Here is a 20619-nt window from a genome sequence, read left to right on the forward strand (position 1 = left end):
CCAATGCTTCACTGATAGACAGATGACAAGCGGCGCGGGACTGAAAGGAGACTAAGTATGCGTGTACTCATTGCTGGCCTCATGGCCTCCGTTTTTGCAATTGCGGGCGTCTCGGCAGCTCAGGCGGCCGATGCCGTCGACCAGATTCCGGAAGCACCGGTCGCCCAGGATGCTCCGGTCAAGCCGGCTGGTAACTGGGAAGGCTTCTACCTCGGCGGCGCCGGCACCTACAACATGGGTGACTTCGGTTCCGACCGCCACACCTATGGTTTCGGCGGCCAGGTCTTCACCGGCTACAACTGGCAGGCGGGCCAGATCGTCTACGGCGTTGAATCCGACCTCGGCTACAGCGGCGACGACGTTTCCTCGGGCGGCGTCAAGAACAAGTATGGCTGGAACGGCTCCGTCCGTGGCCGCGTCGGCTACGACATGAACCCCTTCCTGCTCTACGGCACGGCCGGTCTTGCCATCGGCGACGTCAAGGTTTCCGACGGCACCTCGGACGAAAGCAAGACGAACTATGGCTATACGGTCGGCGCCGGCGTCGAAGCCTTCGTGACCAACAACATCACGACGCGCCTGGAATATCGTTACACCGACTACCAGAGCAAGGACTACGACCTCGACTCCGGCAGCTTCTCGCGCGGTTACGACGAGAACAGCGTCAAGCTCGGTATCGGCGTCAAGTTCTAAGCCGACTGAACATACCGACATCAAGAAGCCGGGCACGTCGCCCGGCTTTTTTCTGTCGGCTCATTGTTCTGAAGCACTCAGCCCTGGGACTTGAACTCGTTATGGGCGGGGAATTTCTTGTCGAACTGCCGCAGCCAGTCGGTGAGCGGCGCATGATCGGCTTCCCACTGGTCCTTGAAGCGCAGCGCGAGATAATCGAGCGTCGCGGCCAGCGCGAAATGTCCGCCATTGAGTTTCTTGCCTGTTTTCGGCGGATTGGCGCTGAGGTGAGCGAGCCCGCTCGTCGCCTTCTTCCATTGCCGGTCGATCCACGGCTGGTGAATCTTTTCCTCGTCGCGGAAGCGCCGCTCGTAGACGATCGCCAGCAGGCAATCGCAGATGCCGTCGCAGAGCGCCTCGAGGATTTCCGCATCCGTGCGCTTCCCCTTCTTGGAAGGATAGAGCCCGCCCTTCGTCAGCCGGTCGAAATAATGCATGATCGCCACGCTGTCATAGATCGAGACGCCGTCATCGGTCAGCAGCGTCGGGATCTTGCCGAGCGGATTGTTCTCCACCAGGATCGCCGGCGCGGTATTGGTGTCGACCCGGATGGCGTTCAACTCCAGCTCCAGAAAATGCGCGGCCATCCGCACCTTGTTGGAATAGGGCGAGGCGGGCGAACAAAGGAGCTTCATGGGACACCTGATGAGATTGTGAATCTGCGGCGCGGACTATTCCTGAAGGCGATTACGGGGTCAATCGTCCGTGACCGCCTTGGTCTCGCCGCGCAGCCAGAAGGCGCGGTGCGAGGCGAAACGGTCCTGCGCCAGATGGTCCTTTAGCGCCGGCAGCAACTGGTGCAACTCGTCCTTCAGTGTGAAGGGCGGATTGACGATGACGAGGCCCGAGCCCGTCAGTCCGGTTATGCCGCGGTCGCTGCGAACGGTGAGTTCGGCGCAGAGCATTTTCGGAATGTCTTGCGCCTGCAGCGTCGCGTGGAATTCCTTGATCGGCGCCCCCTTCTTCAGTGGATACCACAGGCAATAGGTGCCGCCGGGAAAACGGCGATAGGCCTTTTCCAGCCCCTCGGCCAGGCGCTGATATTCGTCCTCTTCCTCGAAGGGCGGATCGACGAGCACGATGCCGCGCTTCTCTTTCGGCGGCAGATGTGCGCCGAGCGCCAGCCAGCCGTCGAGTTCGGTGATGCGGGCGTGGTGATCGCCCTCGAACAGCCGGTGCAGCCTGAGGTAATCCTCGGGATGCAGTTCCATGGCCGACAAGCGGTCCTGCGGCCGAAACAGCATGCGCGCAAGTTTCGGCGATCCGGGATAGAAGCGGATGCCGCCCTCAGGGTTGAGCTCGCGGATTGCTGCGAGATAGGGCTCCAGCAGTTCGGCAACTTGCGATCCGAGATCGGCCTGCATCAGCTTGCCGATGCCGTCCAGCCATTCGCCGGTTTTCTGCGCTTCCTCGGAGGAGAGGTCGTAGAGCCCGATGCCGGCATGCGTGTCGAGTACGCGGAACGCCCCGTCCTTCTTCTGCATGTAGCGGATCAGCCGCGCCAGCACGGCATGTTTCAGCACATCGGCAAAATTGCCCGCGTGGTAGATGTGGCGGTAGTTCATTTTCGCTGATGTCCGTATGAATTCGCGTCATGGGGAGTTTTTGTGGCTTTTGGCCATGCAGGCCTTGGCATATACAAATGCCATGAACATTGCGACCCCCATCCAAGCCAAATCCCAGAAGCTGGACAGCAAGGTCGGCCACACGGCCTGTCCGCACGACTGTCCCTCCACCTGCGCGCTCGAGGTCGAGATATCAGAGGACGGCCGCATCGGCCGCGTGCGCGGCGCCGGCGATCATTCCTACACATCGGGCGTCATCTGCGCCAAGGTCGCCCGTTATGCCGAGCGGCTCTATCATCCCGACCGGCTGATGCACCCCTTGCGCCGCGCCGGCGCCAAGGGGGCAGGGCAGTGGCAGCAGATTTCCTGGGACGTTGCGCTGGATGAGATCGCCGAAGCCTTTGTGAAGGCCGAGGCGAGGGACGGCAGCGAAGCGATCTGGCCCTATTTCTATGCCGGCACCATGGGCTGGGTGCAGCGCGATTCGATCGATCGCCTGCGTCATGCCAAGCGCTATTCCGGCTTCTTCTCGTCGATCTGCACCAATCCCGCCTGGACCGGCTTCACCATGGCGACCGGCACGCTGCGCGGCCCCGATCCTCGCGAGATGGGCCGCACCGATTGCGTCGTCATCTGGGGCACCAATGCGGTTTCGACGCAGGTCAACGTGATGACCCACGCCATCAAGTCGCGCAAGGAGCGCGGCGCCAAGATCGTCGTCATCGACATCTACGACAACCCGACGATGAAACAGGCCGACATGGCTCTGATCGTCAGGCCCGGTACCGATGCAGCACTCGCCTGCGCCGTCATGCACATCGCCTTCCGCGACGGCTATGCCGACCGTGAATACATGGCGAAGTACGCCGACGATCCCGTCGGTCTCGAAGCGCATTTGAAGACGAAGACGCCGCAATGGGCGGCAGATATCACCGGCCTGTCGGTCGAGGAAATCGAAGCCTTCGCCCGACTCGTCGGCACGACGAAGAAAACCTTCTTCCGCCTCGGTTACGGCTTTACCCGCCAGCGCAATGGCGCGGTCGCCATGCATGCGGCCGCCTCGATCGCCACCGTTCTCGGCTCCTGGCAATATGAGGGCGGCGGCGCCTTCCATTCGAACAGCGACATCTTCCGCATGAACAATGCCGAACTGACCGGCCGGTCGATGAAGGATGCCGATATCCGCATGCTCGACCAGTCGCAGATCGGTCGGGTGCTGACCGGCGATCCTGTGGCGCTGCGCCATCGCGGCCCGGTGACGGCGATGCTGATCCAGAACACCAATCCCGCCAACATCGCCCCCGAGCAGCGCCTGGTCAGGCGTGGCTTTGCCCGTGACGACCTCTTCGTCGCCGTCCACGAACAATTCATGACCGAAACGGCCGAGATCGCCGATATCGTCATTCCGGCGACGATGTTCGTCGAGCATGACGATATCTATCGGGCCGGCGGCCAGAACCATATTCTGCTGGGGCCGAAGCTGGTCGAGCCGCCACCCACCCTGCGCACCAATCTCTTCGTCATCGAGGAACTGGCCAAACGCCTCGGCGTCGCCGATCGCCCCGGCTTCGGTTTCACCGCCCGCGAGATGGTCGACCGCATCCTCGAATCGAGCGGCCTGCCCGATTACGAGCATTTCCTCGAACACAAATGGTTCGACCGTCAGCCGGCTTTCCAGGACGCCCATTTCCTGAACGGCTTTGCCCATCCGGATGGCAAGTTCCATTTCCGCCCGGACTGGATCAATCAGCCGGCGCCGAACAAGCCGCCCGCCGCAATCGGCGTGCTCGGACCGCATGCCGCGCTTCCGGCCTTCCCCGATCAGGTCGATGTCATCGAAGTCGCTGATCCCGAGCATCCCTTCCGCCTCGCCACCTCGCCTGCGCGCAATTTCCTGAATTCGAGCTTCTCCGAGACCAAGACCTCGCGCCAGAAAGAGGGCCGCCCCGAGGTGATGATCAATCCGGCCGACGCCGACGCCGCTGGTATCGCCCACGGCGATCTTGTCCGCATCGGCAACAGCCGCGGTGATCTGCGTCTCCACGCCCGCATTACCACCGAAGTCAAATCAGGCGTGCTGATCGCCGAGGGACTTTGGCCGAACAAGGCGCATGTCGACGGCGAGGGCATCAACGTCTTGACCGGCGCCGACCCCGTCGCGCCCTATGGCGGGGCGGCCGTACACGACAACAAGGTCTGGCTTCGCAGGGACGCAGCATGATGCAGCCGAAATCAAGGGTGAAAATCGTCAGCGAAGAAACACTGTCGAACGGCTGGACGCGGCTGAGCGGCTACCTGCTCGACTATATCGACCGCAAAGGCGCAACCCAACGGCTGAAGCGGGAGATCTACCACCGCACGCCCGCCGCCTGCATCCTGCTTTATGATCCCAAGCGCGACCTCGTCGTTCTCGTCCGCCAGTTCCGTCTCGCCGTTCATCTCAACGGCGATCCCGCCTGGATGATCGAAGTCCCGGCCGGTCTTCTCGACGACGATCATCCCGAAGCGGCGATCCGTCGCGAGGCTATGGAGGAGACCGGCTATCGTCTGCGCGATGCGCGATTCCTCTTCAAATCCTATCCCTCACCGGGTGCCATCACCGAAGTCGTCCACTTCTTCGCAGCCCTCATCGACGCCGCCGACCGCGTGGCCGACGGCGGCGGCCTGGACGAGGAACACGAGGATATCGAGGTCCTCGAAATCCCCCTCGACGAGGCTGCGGCGATGATCGAAACAGGCGAGATCTTCGACGCCAAGACCATCGTGCTTTTGCAATGGGCGCTGTTGAACAGGGGGAAGCTTTCCTAACCTCCGGCGAAGGCGAGATTTTCCGCTGACGCGGCACGTTCCAGTCTGGCGTCCAGCGTCGCAAGCGATACGTTCTCTGCGACCGCAAGCGCCAGATAAGCGGCGTCATAGGCCGATAGCTGATATTTTCCGGCAAGTCGTAAGATCGGAAGATGGTCTTCTCGTGAGACAGTGCGTAGCGGCAGGCTGGTAAGTCGCATGAGACAAGCGAGCACGTCCTCGGTGGAGATGCGTTTCCGCCGTTCCGCGGTCAATAGGATGTTGCGTATCTCATGCCAGAAGAGATCGGGCACGAAGGCATCTTCCGTTTCGAGAAACGACAAGGCTTCTTCGGCAGTCCGGCTTTCCTCATCCGGAAGCAACCAAGCCGCCGCAACCGAAGCATCGACCACGAACGGCATTAGCGCTGACCTTCGCGTCGCCAGGCCTGAATTTCAGCCGCGGTCGCTCCGGCGCGTTCTGCCCGTTCGCTGCGGAGTGCACGGATGGCATCGAGCCTCTGGCGACGGTCATCGATCTTGATCATGCGGGCGACCGCGTTGTTGCCGCGCGATATCACCACATCCTCGCCTGCTTCCACCTTTGTCAGAAGCTCCGAGAGATGCGTTTTTGCCTCTGCCACTTTCACTTTGATAGTCATCACCACCATCCACTTTGTCTCTAATGTAATGTCATGGCAAAACTTGGTCAACTGATTGGTCAAGTATGGCAAAGCAAGAACGGAAAGAGCAAGAAGTTTGGAAGTTCTTCATGCGATTGTCACGAAGCCGCTCTATGGGCTGCGGTTTATCAATCATCGGATGCAGTAGGAGAAAGCCCATGTGGCTCAGCAATTTCACCCTCGTTCTTCCAGACGAGGTGGTGAGTGAAGGTGCCCTGCGTGTTGAGGATGGCGTCATTGCCGAGATCAGGCCGGAGCCTGTCGCCGGTGCTACGATCGATGGCGGCGGGCGGCTGCTGATGCCCGGTTTCGTCGACCTGCATGGCGACATGATCGAGCGCGAGATTGCACCGCGACCGAACGCGCATATGCCGATCGATTTCGGCATTCACGAACTCGACAAGAAGCTTGCCGCCGCCGGTGTCACGACGGCGTTCGCCGCGGTCTCTTTCGCCACCGAAAGCGTCTACGGCCACGTCCGCTCGCTTGAGACGACCTCGGCTGTGATCGAAGGCATCAACCGCCTGCGCGACGATCTGCTGATCGACCACCGCGTCCACGCCCGCTACGAAATCACCAATGTCGGCGCCGCCCCCACGCTCGAGCGCCTGCTGGATGCCGATCAGATCGATATGGTGTCGCTCACCGACCACACGCCTGGCCAGGGCCAGTACAACAACCTACAGAGCTACATCCTCAGCATTTCCGAGCGTCGCGCCATCTCCGAGGAAATGGCGGCGGAGATCGTCGCCAAGCGCATCGCCATGCGCAGCAATCCTGACATCGAAGCCAAGCTGAAGGAGATCGTCGCGTTGTCGCTGAAGCACAAGCTGTCGCTTGCCTCGCATGACGATGACAGCGTCGAAAAAGTCGCCGAGATGCACGATCTTGGCGTCACCATCAGCGAGTTTCCGGTCACCGCACCTGCAGCGGAAGAGGCGCGCCGGCGCGGCCTCTGGACGCTGATGGGCGCGCCGAACGCGCTGCGCGGCCAGTCGATGTCGGGCAATCTCAGCGCGCTTGATGCCGCAAGGGCCGGCCTGCTCAGCGTCATCGCCGCCGATTATCATCCGGCTGCCTTCGTGCCCGGCATCTTCAAGCTTGCCGACATGGCGGAAGGCGGCCTGCCGGCCGCCGTCGCCATGGCGACCGGCAATGCGGCCCGTTCCGCCGGCTTGTCGGATCGCGGCGAGATCGCCATCGGCCAACGTGCAGATCTTGTCGTGGTCGAGCCGGGCGACATCAACCGCATCCGCGCCACCTTCCGCGCCGGCCGCTTCGTCTATAGTGACGGCACGCTGCATCCGTTGCGGGCGCTGGCGGCTTGACAATGTCGCCCAAGGCTGCGGTTTTGGGACGACGATATCCATAAACAAAGAGAGAGGGCTGCCCCTCACCCTAACCCTCTCCCCGTAAAAACGGGGCGAGGGGACCTGCCCCGCGAGAGGTTGATGGGGAACTGAGAGGGTGCGGCATATCCCTTCGCCCCGTTTACGGGGAGAAGGTGGCGGCAGCCGGATGAGGGTGGTCATTCGCGCCGCGTGGCGATGCGCTTAGGCGCGGTCGCCGATCAGCGAAATCAGCTGGCCCTTCGGCGCGGCAATCGAAGCCTCAGCGCCCACCGCTTTGCCGCCTTCCATCGTCACGCGGCCTTCGGCAAAGAGTCGCAGCGCTTGCGGATAGATCTGGTGTTCGACGGTGAGCACGCGCGCGGCAAGGCTTTCGGCCGTGTCGCCGGAGAGAACCGGGACGGCCGCCTGGCCGATCGTCGGTCCCTCGTCCATGCCTTCGGTGACGAAATGTACCGTGCAGCCGGCGATCCGCATGCCGGCGTCGATGGCGCGCTGGTGCGTATGCAGCCCGGGAAACAGCGGCAGCAGGGAAGGGTGGATGTTGAGCATCCGGCCTTCGTAACGCTGGATGAAGGTCGCCGTCAGCAGCCGCATGTAGCCTGCCAGGCAGAGAATGTCGGGTTTAAGCTCGTCAAGCGCCGAAAAGATCGCCGCCTCATGCGCCTCCTTGCTGGCATAATCCTTGCGGGGGAAGGCGAAGGTGGCGATGCCTTCGGCCGCCGCCTTTGAGAGCCCCCCGGCATCCGGCTTGTCGGAGATCACGCCGACGATTTCAACCGGGTAGTCGGCGGACTTCGCCGCCGAGACCAGCGCCATCATGTTGGAGCCGCCGCCGGATATGAAGACGACGACGCGTTTGCGCGGCGTGATCATATGGCAAGCGTACCCTTATAGACCGTGCCGGCAGCGCCTTCGTCGCGGGCGATCATCCGGCCGAGGGTCACGACCTTTTCGCCCTCGGCTTCGAGCGCCTTCGTTACCGCGGCGACGTTTTCACCGGCGACGACGACGATCATGCCGATGCCGCAGTTGAAGGTGCGCAGCATTTCCTTGGCCTCGACGCCGCCCGTCCTGGCGAGCCATGAAAACACCGGCGGCACCTTGACGGCGTCAAGATGGATTTCGGCCGCCAGATGCTTCGGCAGCACGCGCGGAATATTCTCCGGGAAGCCGCCGCCGGTGATATGGGCAAGCGCCTTCAGCGCACCGGTCTCGCGGATCGCCTTCAGGAGCGGCTTCACGTAGATGCGGGTCGGCTCTAACAGCGCTTCGCCGAGCTTCTTGCCTTCGGCGAATGGCGCCGGCGCATCCCAGCCGAGGCCGGAGAGTTCGACGATCTTGCGCACCAGCGAAAAGCCATTGGAATGGACGCCGGAGGAGGCAAGGCCGAGGATCACGTCACCCTCGGCGATATCGCCTGAGGGCAGGAGCTTGCCGCGTTCGGCAGCACCCACGGCAAAACCGGCGAGATCATAATCGCCAGAAGAATACATGCCCGGCATTTCGGCCGTCTCGCCGCCGATGAGCGCGCAACCCGCCTCGCGACAGCCGGCGGCGATGCCGCCGACGATCGCGGCACCCTGGTCGGGATCGAGTTTGCCCGTCGCGAAATAATCGAGGAAGAACAGCGGCTCGGCGCCCTGCACCACCAGATCGTTGACGCACATGGCGACGAGGTCGATGCCGACGGTGTCGTGATAATCGGCATCGATGGCGATCTTCAGCTTGGTGCCGACGCCGTCATTGGCGGCGACCAGAACCGGATCGGTAAAGCCTGCGGCCTTGAGATCGAAGAGCCCGCCGAAGCCGCCGATCTCGCCATCGGCGCCGGGGCGGCGCGTTGAGCGCACCGCCGGCTTGATCTTCTCGACGAGGAGGTTGCCGGCATCGATGTCGACGCCCGCATCGCTATATGTCAGGCCGTTTTTCCCAGACTGGCTCATGCTGGTCTCCGATGGCTATTTCAGGCGGCAAACGTGCCGCGTCATCTGCCGGTCGCAATTGCATGACAGGGGCGTTTATGCAAGCACTGCATGGCAAAAGCCCCCAATTTCCCACGTCCTCCCGCAGCCTTTTCGGGATTTGGCGCAACAGGGTTGACCATCTTTGCGCCTGCATCCTATGTGCTGAATGGCCGCGTCGGATCGGATGCGGCATTCAGCGGCGGCGAGCGATCAGCGGGGAAGCGATGCCACAGCATGTCAGCGGCAACAGTCTCAAGCGCCAGATCTTCTTCTGGCTGGCCGTGCTCGTCTTTTTCATCGTCTTTCTTTATGTCTTCAGTTCGATCCTTTTGCCTTTCATCGCCGGCATGGCGATCGCCTATTTCCTGGATCCGGTGGCTGATCGGCTGGAGCGCCTTGGCCTCAGCCGCATGATGGCGACGGTCGGCATCCTCATTGCCTTCGTCGTCGTCTTCGCCTTGGCGCTGATGATCCTCATTCCGGTACTCGTCAGCCAGTTCAACGACTTCGCCGAGCGCCTGCCGGGTTATATCAGTCAGTTGCAGCAGTTCGTCACCCAGTCACAGAATTCGTTGCTGCCGGACTGGATCAAGAACCAGATGGGCACGATCAAGGACAATCTTTCCGGTATCCTGTCGGAGGGTATGGGTTTCCTCACCGGCCTCTTCGCGCAGATCTGGAATTCCGGCAAGGCGATCGTCGATGTCATCTCGCTGCTCGTCGTCACCCCAGTCGTCGCCTTCTATATCCTGCTCGACTGGGACCGCATGGTCGCCAAGGTGGATGCCTGGATTCCGCGTGATTACATCAATGAGGTTCGCCAGATTGCCAAGGAGATCGATCAGGCGATCGCCGGCTTCATTCGCGGCCAGGGTTCGCTCTGCCTCATCCTCGGCATCTATTATGCCGTCGGCCTTTCCCTCGTGGGGCTGAATTTCGGTCTGCTGATCGGCCTTTTCGCCGGCATGATCAGCTTCATTCCCTATGTCGGCTCGATGGTCGGCCTCGTTCTTGCCGTCGGCGTGGCGCTGGTGCAGTTCTGGCCGGATTATCCCTGGATCGGCCTCGTGCTCGCCGTCTTCTTCTCCGGCCAGTTCCTGGAAGGCAATGTTCTGCAGCCGAAGCTTGTCGGCGAAAGCGTTGGCCTGCATCCGGTCTGGCTGATGTTTGCGTTGTTTGCCTTCGGCGCACTCTTCGGTTTCGTCGGTCTTCTGGTCGCCGTGCCGGCCGCTGCCGCCGTCGGCGTTCTTGTCCGTTTTGCGCTTTCGCGCTATCTTCAGAGCGATCTTTATTTTGGCGGGTCGCCGAGCACCCGCCCCCGGAAGACGAAATCAGTTCCCAATGAATGACGTGAAGAATGCTGATCCGAAGCGCAAGGCCGGAGAGCAGCTGCCACTGGCCTTTTCGCACGATGCCGCCAGCGGGCGCGACGACCTCCTGATCTCGGAGCGTCTCGCTGCCGCCGTTTCGATCGTCGACGCCTGGCCGGAATGGCCGTCGCCGGTTGTCGTGCTAGCCGGTCCCGTCGGCTCTGGGAAATCCCATCTCGCCCGCATCTGGAGCGAATTGAGCGGCGCCGTCAGCATCCATCCGGATCTCGGTTCGGACGCCGCGGTTGCTGCCGCCACTGGGCCGGTGCTGTTCGAGGACGCTGACCGCCTCGGCTTCGATGACAATGCGCTCTTCCATGTCATCAACAGCGTCCGCGAAAACGGCACCAGCCTGCTGATAACAAGCCGTCTCTGGCCGATGTCGTGGCCGGTTCTGCTGCCCGATCTGCGTTCGCGCCTGAAAGCCGCAACCGTCGTCGAGATCGGCGAGCCTGATGAGATGCTGTTGTCGCAGGTGATCGTCAAGCTCTTTGCCGACCGGCAGCTTTATATAGATGACAAACTCGTGCTCTATATCGTCAACCGGATGGAGCGGTCGCTGAACGCGGCCCAGACGATCGTCGAAAGGCTTGACCGGCTGGCCCTGTCGCGGGGCACGAAAATCACCCGGTCTCTTGCTGCCGAAGTATTGAATGAATTGGGAAATTCGGAACCGGCCGATTGACTGTCACAGTTCCGTCGTCAAACTGATATAATTGCCTGTGGCGATTGAGAACGGGGTAAGCGGACAATGGATAGTGCAGTCGCAGAACATCAAGAACTCGCTCCTGAGATCAACGACAACACCCCCCCGCTGGAAGAGCTGCTCAAGAGCCCCGAGCGCTTTATCAACCGAGAATTCTCCTGGCTGCAGTTCAACCGCCGTGTCCTCGAAGAAACGCTGAATACCGAGCATCCGCTGCTCGAGCGCGTCCGCTTCCTGTCGATCTCGGCCGCCAACCTCGATGAATTCTTCATGGTGCGTGTCGCCGGCCTCGAGGGTCAGGTACGCCAGAACATCGCCATCCGTAGCCCCGACGGCAAGACGCCGGCCGAGCAGCTCGATTCGATCCTACAGGAGATCGACCATCTGCAGATGGAGCAGCAGGCCTCGCTCGCCGTGCTGCAGCAGTATCTCGCCAAGGAAGACATCCTAATCGTGCGCCCCGGTGCCTTGAGCGATGCCGACCGCCAGTGGCTGGCCGCCGAATTCGAACAGGCGATCTTCCCGGTCCTGACGCCGCTCTCGATCGATCCGGCCCATCCGTTCCCCTTCATTCCCAATCTCGGCTTCTCGATCGGTCTGCAGCTCGTGAGCAAGAATGGCCGCGAGCCGATGACGGCGCTGCTGCGCCTGCCGGTGGCGCTCGACCGCTTCGTCCGCCTGCCGGATGATGGAAACACGATCCGCTACATCACCCTCGAAGATGTCGCCAATATCTTCATCCATCGGCTCTACCCGGGTTACGAGGTGCAGGGCTCCGGTACGTTCCGCGTCATCCGCGACAGCGATATCGAAGTCGAGGAAGAGGCCGAGGATCTCGTCCGCTTCTTCGAAACGGCGCTGAAGCGCCGCCGCCGCGGCAAGGTCATCCGCATCGAGACCGATTCGGAAATGCCAGCCTCGCTCCGTCAATTTGTCGTTCAGGCGCTTAATATCCCCGACAATCGCGTCGCCGTTCTGCCGGGCCTTTTGGCGCTGAACACCCTGTCCGAGATCACCAAGGCGCCGCGCGACGATCTCCGGTTTCTTCCCTACAATGCGCGATTTCCCGAGCGCGTCCGCGAACATGCCGGCGACTGCTTCGCCGCCATTCGCGAAAAGGACATGGTCGTCCATCACCCTTACGAATCCTTCGACGTGGTGGTCCAGTTTCTTCTCCAGGCTGCGCGCGATCCTGACGTTCTGGCGATAAAGCAGACGCTTTACCGCACCTCCAACGACAGTCCGATCGTCCGCGCCCTGGTCGACGCCGCCGAAGCCGGCAAGTCGGTGACGGCGCTGGTCGAACTCAAGGCCCGCTTCGACGAAGAGGCGAACATCCGCTGGGCGCGCGATCTCGAGCGCGCCGGCGTGCAGGTCGTCTTCGGCTTCATCGAGCTCAAGACCCACGCCAAGATGTCGATGGTCGTGCGCCGCGAGGAAGGCAAGCTCAGGACTTATTGCCACCTGGGAACGGGCAACTACCACCCGATCACCGCGAAGATCTATACCGACCTGTCCTATTTCACCTGCAATCCGGTCATCGCCCACGACATGGCGAATATCTTCAACTTCATCACCGGCTATGGCGAGCCGGAACAGGGCATGCAGCTCGCGATTTCGCCCTATACGATGCGCCCGCGCATCCTGCGCCACATCGAGGAAGAGATTCAGCACGCCAGGAACGGCGGGCCGGCGGCGATCTGGATGAAGATGAATTCGCTGGTTGATCCCGACATCATCGACGCGCTCTATCGCGCCAGCCATGCCGGCGTCGAGATCGATCTCGTCGTGCGCGGCATCTGCTGCCTGCGTCCGCAGGTGCCCGGCCTTTCGGAAAAGATCCGCGTCAAGTCGATCGTCGGCCGCTTCTTGGAACACAGCCGCATCTTCTGCTTCGGCAACGGCCACGGCCTGCCGTCCGACAAGGCGCTGGTTTACATCGGTTCGGCCGACATGATGCCGCGAAATCTCGATCGCCGCGTCGAAACCATGGTTCCGCTGACGAATCCGACCGTTCACGAGCAGGTCTTGTCACAGATTATGCTCGGCAACGTGATTGACAATCAACAAAGCTACGAGATATTGCCCGACGGTACGTCGCGACGCATGGAAGTGCGCAGGGGCGAGGAACCGTTCAATGCGCAGCAGTATTTCATGACCAATCCGAGCCTGTCGGGCCGTGGAGAAGCTCTGAAGTCCAGTGCGCCGAAGCTGATCGCCGGTCTGCTCGAAGGCCGCAACAACAAGTAAAACTGGACCTAAATGGTTGAATCTGAAGCCCAGGGGCGCCTTCCGGGGATCGCCCCGGTCTCCGTCGTCGACATTGGATCGAATTCCATTCGTCTGGTCGTCTACGAAGGCATGTCCCGTTCACCAACCGTCCTCTTTAATGAAAAGGTTCTCTGCGGCCTCGGCAGGGGCATAGCCCTTACCGGCAAGATGGATGAAGACAGCGTCGGCCGGGCTTTGGCGGCGCTGCATCGTTTCAAGGCCCTGTCCGACCAGGCGCGTGCCGCCACCATGTATGTGCTGGCGACGGCCGCCGCGCGCGAGGCGAGCAACGGTCCTGATTTCATCCATCAGGCGGAAACAATCCTCGGCCGCAAGGTCCGCGTGCTCTCCGGCGAAGAGGAGGCGAAATTCGCCTCGCTCGGTATCATCAGCGGCTTCTACAATCCCGACGGTATTGCCGGCGACCTCGGCGGCGGCTCGCTGGAACTGATCGATATCAAGGGCAAAGAAGTCGGCAAGGGCATCACCCTGCCGCTCGGCGGCCTGCGCCTGTCGGAGTATGCCGGCGGTTCGCTTTCCAAGGCGCGCACCTTTGCCCGCAAGCAGGTGAAGACGGCAAAGCTGCTGTCGAAAGGCGAGGGGCGCACCTTCTACGCCGTCGGCGGCACCTGGCGAAACATCGCCAAGCTGCACATGGAAATCACCCATTATCCGCTGCACATGATGCAGGGCTATGAGGTGTCGCTCGAAGCGATGATGCTTTTCCTCGAACAGGTGGTGACCGCCCGCGATTCCAGGGAGCCGGCGCTGCAGGCGGTATCCAAGCATCGCCGTTCGCTGTTGCCCTTCGGCGCCGTCGCCATGAAGGAAGTGCTGAGCGCGATGAAGCCCTCGGTGATTTCCTTCTCGGCGCAGGGGGTGCGCGAGGGATATCTCTATTCGCTGCTGTCGGAGTCCGAACGCCGCCTCGATCCGCTGCTTGCCGCTGCCGGCGAACTGGCGATCCTGCGTGCCCGTTCGCCGGAGCACGCCCGCGAACTGGCGGAATGGACCGGCCGGATGATGCCGCTCTTCGGCGTCCAGGAAACCGAAGAGGAAAGCCGATATCGCCAGGCCGCCTGTCTGCTTGCCGATATCAGCTGGCGCGCCCATCCCGACTATCGCGGTCTGCAGGCGCTGAACGTCATCGCCCACTCCTCCTTTGTCGGCATCAGCCATCCCGGCCGCGCCTTCATCGCGCTCACCAACTATTACCGTTTCGAAGGCCTGCATGACGACGGCGCCACCGGCCCGCTGGCGCAAATCGCCACGCCACTGCTCATCGAGCGCGCCAAGCTGCTCGGCGGTATGTTGCGGGTCGTCTACCTCTTCTCGGCCTCGATGCCCGGCATCGTCAAGAACCTGACCTTCCGCAAATCCTCGAGCCCGGATCTCGACCTTGAATTCGTCGTCCCCCCCGAATACCGCGATTTCGCCGGCGAACGCCTGGACGGCCGCCTGCAGCAGCTGTCGAGGCTGACGAACAAGCGGCTGGCGTTTTTGTTCGAGTAGGGTAGGTCCGCTGTTGCCGTATTCGGTGGTTTAGCTTTTCGTGCTGAAAGCTCGCTCCTCCCTCATTCCTGGGACGAGCACAGGAGGGAGGCTGAGGCAATGCCTCGCGCAAAAGAGGCGGCGCTGATCGCGCCGCCCTCAGATGCCCTCAGGACTTGCTGCTTACTTCGCGTTCAAGAACTCACCAACCTCAAGCAGACTGAATTCGTTATTGTCGGCCTTGTCGACGGCGCGGCCGGCTGAGAAGGGCAGGTTGTTGTCGTTGCCGATGATGATGTGGGTGGCGTCGACGCGGTCGACGTTTTCGATCGTCACGAACGGCATGTCATAGACGCCATCCTTGCTGCCCGCCTTCTTCTTATTGTCGGGATCCTGAATGTTCAGGAGGTCGATATAGCCGATCTTGCGGACGGCCTTGCCGACATTGGCGTCGTTGAACTCGATCTTGTAGACGCGTTTCAGCTCCGCCGGAGCCTCGAAGCAATCCGGCTTCGGCTGCTTCGGGTCGGCGCAGGCCCTGTCCTTGGTGCCGGCGCCGCTGTCGCGCTCGATGACGAGAGCGGTGGTGTCGTCGAGCATGTTGAAATCGCCGATCGACACACCCTTGTCTTCGAACGGATAGAGCCAGCTGCGGCCGGTCCATTTCTTGGCGGCGACGTCGAATTCGATGACGCGGACGGCAGTGTGGCCATCGACCGTCTCCATCGTGCCGTCATCCTTATAGAGGGCGCCTTCGAGCAAGCCGTAGAGTTTGGAGCCGTCCTTCGACATGGCAAGGCCTTCGAAGCCGCCGGAGCGCTTCAGGTTGAAGACCGGCATCTTCGCGGCCGGGTTGCCCGGGAGCTGGATCAGCGGATTGTCGGGCGAAAGCACCGGCTTGCCGTCGAGCGTCGTCGGGATGACATCCGTCAGCCGGCCTTCCGTGTCGATTTTCAGGATGTAGGGGCCGAATTCGTCGCCGAGCCAGAAGCCGTCGGCAACCGGCTGGATCGATTCGATGTCGAAGTCGGCGCCGGTGAGGTAACGCGTATCCGTGCCTTCGAGGACGATCGGGAACGGAGCGATCTTGTTCGGATCGGAGAGGAAGAGGTTCTTGATGATCTCGGCCTTGTTACCGGCCCAGTCGAATTTCATCTGGTGCAGGAAAAGCATGGCGTCCGAAGAGTTGGCCTTCGAGCCGAAACCGTTGTCCGTCAACGTCCAGAAGGTACCGTCGGCCATCGTCTTGATGCCCGAGAAGCCCTGGACCGGCTGGCCATCGAAGGGGAGCTTCAGGTCGGTGACACGGGCGCCGTCCTTACCGGGAACTGTGCCGAGCGCTTCGGTGCGCTTGCGGTCCGCCGTGGTAAATTTGCCGGAATGCTTGAGAAATTCGGGGGCGTCGGCCGGTGCCGGAACCATGGTGTTGGCAGGCAGGATCGCCTGGCCGGCGAGCTTGGCCGGGAACTGCTGCTGGTCGGCCGAAGCGGAGGTCGCGGCCAGGATGAAAAGTGATACGGAAGCAAAAAGGACGGTCTTCATGATATCCCCATGGAACGGATGCGAGTGGCTTCCGCTTAGCAGGGCTTTGATGTCAGCGAATTGACGGTTGGGTGAAGCTTTGGTGACGGCTAAAAGTGTTTCGTCAGCCGTGCAGAATGACGGCGGGCGTGTTCAGCACGGTGACGGCGCGTGAGGAAAGTGCCATGACACCGAGCGCCTGGCCGCGTCCCTTGACGGCATGGGTGCCGAGATCCTCGCAGGAGATGTCCTCGGGAAATTCCATGCGCCGGGCAAGGTCGGCGGAGATCAGCACCGGCCGGTTCAGGCTGCGGCAGAGCGTTTCCAGCCGGGCGGTGGTGTTCACAGTGTCGCCGAAATAGCTGATCTTGTGATGGTCGACGCCGATTTCGGCGGTGATGATCTCGCCGCCGTGAAGGGCGGCGCGGAGCTTCGGCACCTGGCCGTAATTTTTCCGCCAGCCGGCGGCATTGGCTTCGATATCGGCCAAAATGTCGAAGATGCAGCGCACGCAGCGAGCGCCCTTGATGCCGCGAGCCAGCGGCCAGGTGATGATCGCGGCATCGCCGACATAGTCGTTGATCATGCCCTTGTGGCGTCTGACGGGTTCGGCGAAGGTCGCAAACAGCGAACTCAGCAGCTGTTGCGCCCGGAGGTCGCCGTGCTTTTCGGCAAAAGCCGTCGAATCGACCAGATCGATGAACAGGAAGACACGTTCTTCCCTGACCGGATTGCGGTAACGGCTGACGAGCATGCTGAGGAAAACGTCGCGGCCGAGCAGTTCCCGCACGCGCAGGATGAAGATCATCGCCGAGCAGACGGCCAGCGCATAGAGGAATATCTCATACGGCATGATGACGAGATCGAGGAACGACGAAGGCTTCACCATGCCGAGTGACGAGAGCAGCAGAGCGGCGCAGGCAAAGCCGATGCTCATCAGGATCTCGTAAATCACCAGTTCGGTCACGATGAAGGCAAAGGTCGGCAACTTCTGGATACGTCTGTAAAGCGCGCGAAACAGCACCTTGCGCTCGAAGGCGATGATCGGCATGCCGATGAACAGCGCGAAGATCGCCCCGATAACGGGCGTCTGATTGGAGTAGAACGACAGATCGTAGACGACGCCGCTGGCAGCCAGGACGATCGTGATCAGGATCCAGTTCTGCGTCGGAGATATTTCCCGCATGCCGCCTCTTCGCCGTGATGGTCGCTCCAGCCATTGTTTCAGCTGGGAAAAAAGCGTCAAGCGAATTTGGTTCCGTCTCACAGACTGACGGTTTCGACCTTCCGGCCGACGAAACGCAGGCCAATCTGGCCCTGGATGAGCTGCAACGCCGGCTCCCCGAAAAGGTCGCGCCGCCAGCCGTTAAGGGCAGCGACTTCGGCCTTCTCGCCCTCGGCGGCGATCCTGTCGAGATCCTCGCTGTTGGCGATAACCTTCGGCGCCACGCCGTGTTTTTCCGAAATCAGCTTCAGCAGCACCTTCAGCAGTTCGACGGCGGCAGCGGCCCCTTCGGGCGCCTGCGCCTGGCGCGGCACATGCGGCATATCGGCCTTCGGAAGAGCAAGCGCCGCGTTGACGGCCTCGATGACGGATGCGCCTGACGTCGAGCGCTCCCAGCCTTTCGGAATGGTGCGCAACCGGCCGAGCGCCTCGGTATCTTTCGGCTGCTGCTGGGCGATCTCGTAGATCGCATCATCCTTCAGCACCCGCGACCGCGGCACATTGCGGGCGCGTGCCTCGCGTTCGCGCCAGGCGGCGACATATTTCAGGATCGCCAGCTCCTGCGGCTTGCGCAGCCGCATCTTCAGTCGCTGCCAGGCATCGTCGGGGTGCATGTCGTAGGTTTCTCGCGCTTCGAGAATGTCCATTTCCTCGGAGAGCCAGGAGGTGCGGCCTTCGCGATCGAGTTCCGCCTTCAGCGACAGGTAGACGTCGCGCAGATGGGTGACGTCGGCCAGTGCATATTCCAGCTGCTTGTCGGAGAGCGGCCGGCGGCTCCAGTCGGTGAAACGCGACGACTTGTCGATATGGACGTTCTTGATGCGGCTGACCAGCTGATCATAGGAGACGCTGTCGCCGAAGCCGCAGACCATGGCGGCGACCTGCGTGTCGAAGATCGGATGCGGAATGAGATTGCCGCGATTGAAGATGATTTCGATGTCCTGGCGCGCCGCGTGAAAGACCTTAAGCACCTTCGGATCGGCCATCAGCGCGAAGAAGGGGGCGAGGTCGATGCCCTTCGCCAGCGGATCGACGAGAACTTCGGTCGTCGGGCTTGCCATCTGGATCAGGCAGAGCTCCGGCCAGAAGGTCGTCTCCCGCAGGAATTCGGTGTCGATGGTGATGAAGTCGGACTTGGCCAGCTCTTTGCAGGCGGCCGCCAAATCGGCGGTGGTTTCGATCATATCATTTCATTCGCAGGAAAAGGTCGGTTGAACCTTCCTTCTCCTTTCGCTTCGATATGTCAATACAACAGCATACGGCTTCGAGCATTGCTGGCTAAGAATCACGTCCAAACTGAGGCAAGGCGAACACCGGCACCCAAAGTGCAGCCTCGATCAGCTCACCCTGAGATAGCTGGTCATCCCCGTCTTCTGATGCTCGATGATATGGCAATGCAGCAGCCAGTCGCCGGGATTGTCGGCGACGAAGGCGAGCTGCACTTTCTCGTCCGGCTGGATGAGATAGGTATCGGAGACCAGCGGCATTACCTCCCTGGTCGAGGAGGAGATCACCGTGAAGCTCATTCCGTGCAGATGGATCGGGTGCGCATGCGGTGTGGTATTTTCGAGATTGAAAACGTAGCTCTTGCCGAGCTTCAATTCCGCCAGCGGCGCCGTCGGATCGGGCGTGTCGCCCGGCCACGGCACCTTGTTGATCGCCCAGAAACTGTAGCCGAGCGTGCCGCAGATGCTTTCGACGGCGGCATTCTCGGCGGTGGCGCTTAGCACCAGCGGGATCTGTTCGGCGGTGGAAAGATCGGCTTTCGCCACCGGATTTTCGACAAGCGGCCCGAGATCGCCGATATCGCGCTTCAAGGATGATCCGACCGCGCGCAGGCTGGCGATCGTCTTCGGCGTCGTGCCGCGGATATCTTCGAGCGTCGCTGTGGCGCCCTCGCTGTCCGGCATGCGCACGGCAAGATCGAGCCGCTGACCCGGCCCGATCTGCAGCAGGTCGAGGGGAAACCGCTTCGGTACCGGATTGCCGTCGATCGCAATCACGCTCGCATCGGCTCCTTCCATCTTCAGCGAGAAGATCCGCGTCACGTCGGTCACGGCAATGCGCAGCCGCACCAGCCCGCCGGCCGGCCCGTCATATCGCGGCTCCTGATGCCAGTTGGCGGTGCGCACCGTGCCGTAGGTACCGGTCTTGGCGGCGTCGCGCGGCCGGAAGGGAGCGATGAACTGCCCGTCGCCGCCGAGCCGCCAGTCGCGCAGGTTCAGCACTACCTCGGCGTCGAACGCTGGATCGGCCGAATCTTCGACGACGATGACGCCGGTCATGCCGTGCCCCATCTGCGTCAGCGTGTTGCAATGCGGATGATACCAGAAGGTGCCGGCATCGGGCGGCGTGAAGGCATAGTCGAAACTGTCGCCGGTATAGATGTAGGGCTGCGTCATGAAGGGTACGCCGTCCATGCGGTTGTCGATGCGAAGCCCGTGCCAGTGGATCGTCGTCGGCTCGTCGAGCCCGTTTTTCAGCCGTGCCGCGTAAGGGCGTCCCTTGGTCATCCTCAGAACCGGCGGCATGCCGTCATCGCCCCAACTCATGATATCCCGGGTCGGGCCCGCCTCGGTCAGCATCGCCTCGGTCTTTACCGCTGTCAGCAGCTGCGGCTCGGGCGCTGCCTCGGCAAGCCCGAATTTGCCGGCAATGCCCATGCCGACACCATAGGCACCCGCGACGGCGGATGCCTTGAGAAGGTTGCGGCGAGTAAGGAGATGCATGCGGGCGCTCCATGGGTGAGAGTGCCGATCCTTTTAAAGTTGAGAGGCATCTTCATCAATATGGCAAACGCAGCCAAACTGCCGCACCATGCGGGCCGCAGACTCGCCATAAACGCGCGGGCTGCGCGCGCCAAGCCTTGACAAATCGGAGCGTCCATGCGCTTTTCCGCCCGATTTTCTTGTCGGTGCGGGAGAGCCATTGGAGCCCCTTGCTGCCGTCTTTA

General features: G+C 61.8%; 18 protein-coding genes. 8 read left to right on the plus strand and 10 right to left on the minus strand.

Features of this window, described 5'->3' with window-relative positions; all coding sequences use genetic code 11:
* Positions 1–57 precede the first annotated feature (57 nt).
* Positions 58–693, plus strand: a complete 636-nt coding sequence (locus QMO82_RS30705; RefSeq protein ID WP_097617553.1) for an outer membrane protein — start codon at positions 58–60, stop codon at positions 691–693.
* A 77-nt stretch (positions 694–770) separates the two neighbouring features.
* On the opposite strand, the gene QMO82_RS30710 is transcribed toward QMO82_RS30705, so the two are convergent.
* Positions 771–1367, minus strand: a complete 597-nt coding sequence (locus tag QMO82_RS30710; RefSeq protein WP_183606414.1) for a glutathione S-transferase — start codon at positions 1365–1367, stop codon at positions 771–773.
* 60 nt (positions 1368–1427) lie between these two features.
* On the minus strand, positions 1428–2297 hold the full coding sequence (locus QMO82_RS30715) for a 23S rRNA (adenine(2030)-N(6))-methyltransferase RlmJ (protein WP_183606416.1): 870 nt from the start codon (positions 2295–2297) through the stop codon (positions 1428–1430).
* A 16-nt stretch (positions 2298–2313) separates the two neighbouring features.
* On the opposite strand from QMO82_RS30715, the gene QMO82_RS30720 reads away from it, so the two are divergent.
* Positions 2314–4518: a molybdopterin oxidoreductase family protein gene (locus tag QMO82_RS30720; RefSeq protein WP_183606418.1), complete on the plus strand. Its 2205-nt coding sequence runs from the start codon at positions 2314–2316 to the stop codon at positions 4516–4518.
* Entirely contained in the window at positions 4515–5105 is a 591-nt protein-coding gene (locus QMO82_RS30725) for an NUDIX domain-containing protein (RefSeq protein WP_183606419.1), read from the plus strand. The genes QMO82_RS30720 and QMO82_RS30725 overlap by 4 nt, the downstream gene beginning before the upstream one ends.
* Here QMO82_RS30725 and QMO82_RS30730 read toward each other — a convergent pair.
* A complete protein-coding gene (locus QMO82_RS30730) occupies positions 5102–5506 on the minus strand; it encodes a type II toxin-antitoxin system VapC family toxin (RefSeq protein ID WP_183606421.1) in 405 nt (134 codons plus the stop codon). The two genes, QMO82_RS30725 and QMO82_RS30730, sit on opposite strands and share 4 nt — an antisense overlap.
* Complete coding sequence (locus QMO82_RS30735; protein ID WP_017959842.1) at positions 5506–5745, minus strand: type II toxin-antitoxin system Phd/YefM family antitoxin; 240 nt, start codon at positions 5743–5745, stop codon at positions 5506–5508. The genes QMO82_RS30730 and QMO82_RS30735 overlap by 1 nt, the downstream gene beginning before the upstream one ends.
* 179 nt (positions 5746–5924) lie before the next feature.
* Here QMO82_RS30735 and QMO82_RS30740 point away from each other — a divergent pair, with 179 nt between their 5' ends.
* Positions 5925–7094 carry an alpha-D-ribose 1-methylphosphonate 5-triphosphate diphosphatase gene (locus QMO82_RS30740; protein WP_183606422.1) on the plus strand — a complete coding sequence of 390 codons (1170 nt, stop codon included), beginning with the start codon at positions 5925–5927 and terminating at the stop codon, positions 7092–7094.
* Between the two features lie 225 nt (positions 7095–7319).
* Here the strand turns inward: QMO82_RS30740 and purN are convergent, their stop codons facing one another.
* Together purN and purM are read right to left on the minus strand one after the other, a co-directional pair.
* On the minus strand, positions 7320–7991 hold the full coding sequence (purN, locus tag QMO82_RS30745; RefSeq protein ID WP_183606423.1) for a phosphoribosylglycinamide formyltransferase: 672 nt from the start codon (positions 7989–7991) through the stop codon (positions 7320–7322).
* Positions 7988–9061, minus strand: a complete 1074-nt coding sequence (gene purM / locus QMO82_RS30750) for a phosphoribosylformylglycinamidine cyclo-ligase (RefSeq protein WP_183606425.1) — start codon at positions 9059–9061, stop codon at positions 7988–7990. The genes purN and purM overlap by 4 nt, the downstream gene beginning before the upstream one ends.
* 245 nt (positions 9062–9306) lie before the next feature.
* Between purM and QMO82_RS30755 the strand changes: the two genes are divergently transcribed.
* The 4 genes from QMO82_RS30755 (at position 9307) to ppx (ending at position 14941) form a co-directional block, all read left to right on the plus strand.
* Positions 9307–10431: an AI-2E family transporter gene (locus tag QMO82_RS30755; RefSeq protein ID WP_183606427.1), complete on the plus strand. Its 1125-nt coding sequence runs from the start codon at positions 9307–9309 to the stop codon at positions 10429–10431.
* Entirely contained in the window at positions 10424–11137 is a 714-nt protein-coding gene (gene hdaA, locus QMO82_RS30760) for a DnaA regulatory inactivator HdaA (RefSeq protein WP_183606428.1), read from the plus strand. Before QMO82_RS30755 ends, hdaA begins: the two co-directional genes overlap by 8 nt.
* A gap of 66 nt (positions 11138–11203) precedes the next feature.
* The gene (locus QMO82_RS30765) at positions 11204–13408 is read left to right on the plus strand and encodes an RNA degradosome polyphosphate kinase (RefSeq protein WP_183606429.1); all 2205 of its coding nucleotides are present in this window, start codon (positions 11204–11206) and stop codon (positions 13406–13408) included.
* A gap of 12 nt (positions 13409–13420) precedes the next feature.
* Entirely contained in the window at positions 13421–14941 is a 1521-nt protein-coding gene (gene ppx, locus QMO82_RS30770; protein WP_183606430.1) for an exopolyphosphatase, read from the plus strand.
* Positions 14942–15103: 162 nt separating this feature from the next.
* Here ppx and QMO82_RS30775 read toward each other — a convergent pair whose 3' ends face one another.
* The 4 genes from QMO82_RS30775 to QMO82_RS30790 form a co-directional block, all read right to left on the minus strand.
* Positions 15104–16462: an esterase-like activity of phytase family protein gene (locus QMO82_RS30775; RefSeq protein ID WP_183606432.1), complete on the minus strand. Its 1359-nt coding sequence runs from the start codon at positions 16460–16462 to the stop codon at positions 15104–15106.
* 103 nt (positions 16463–16565) lie between these two features.
* Positions 16566–17627, minus strand: a complete 1062-nt coding sequence (locus QMO82_RS30780; protein ID WP_183606433.1) for an adenylate/guanylate cyclase domain-containing protein — start codon at positions 17625–17627, stop codon at positions 16566–16568.
* A gap of 77 nt (positions 17628–17704) precedes the next feature.
* Positions 17705–18850 carry a ribonuclease D gene (rnd, locus tag QMO82_RS30785; protein ID WP_183606435.1) on the minus strand — a complete coding sequence of 382 codons (1146 nt, stop codon included), beginning with the start codon at positions 18848–18850 and terminating at the stop codon, positions 17705–17707.
* 153 nt (positions 18851–19003) lie between these two features.
* Entirely contained in the window at positions 19004–20395 is a 1392-nt protein-coding gene (locus QMO82_RS30790) for a multicopper oxidase family protein (RefSeq protein WP_183606437.1), read from the minus strand.
* Between the last annotated feature and the right edge of the window lie 224 nt (positions 20396–20619).

Source organism: Rhizobium sp. BT04 (genome assembly GCF_030053135.1).
GTDB classification, from domain to species: Bacteria; Pseudomonadota; Alphaproteobacteria; order Rhizobiales; family Rhizobiaceae; genus Rhizobium; species Rhizobium binxianense.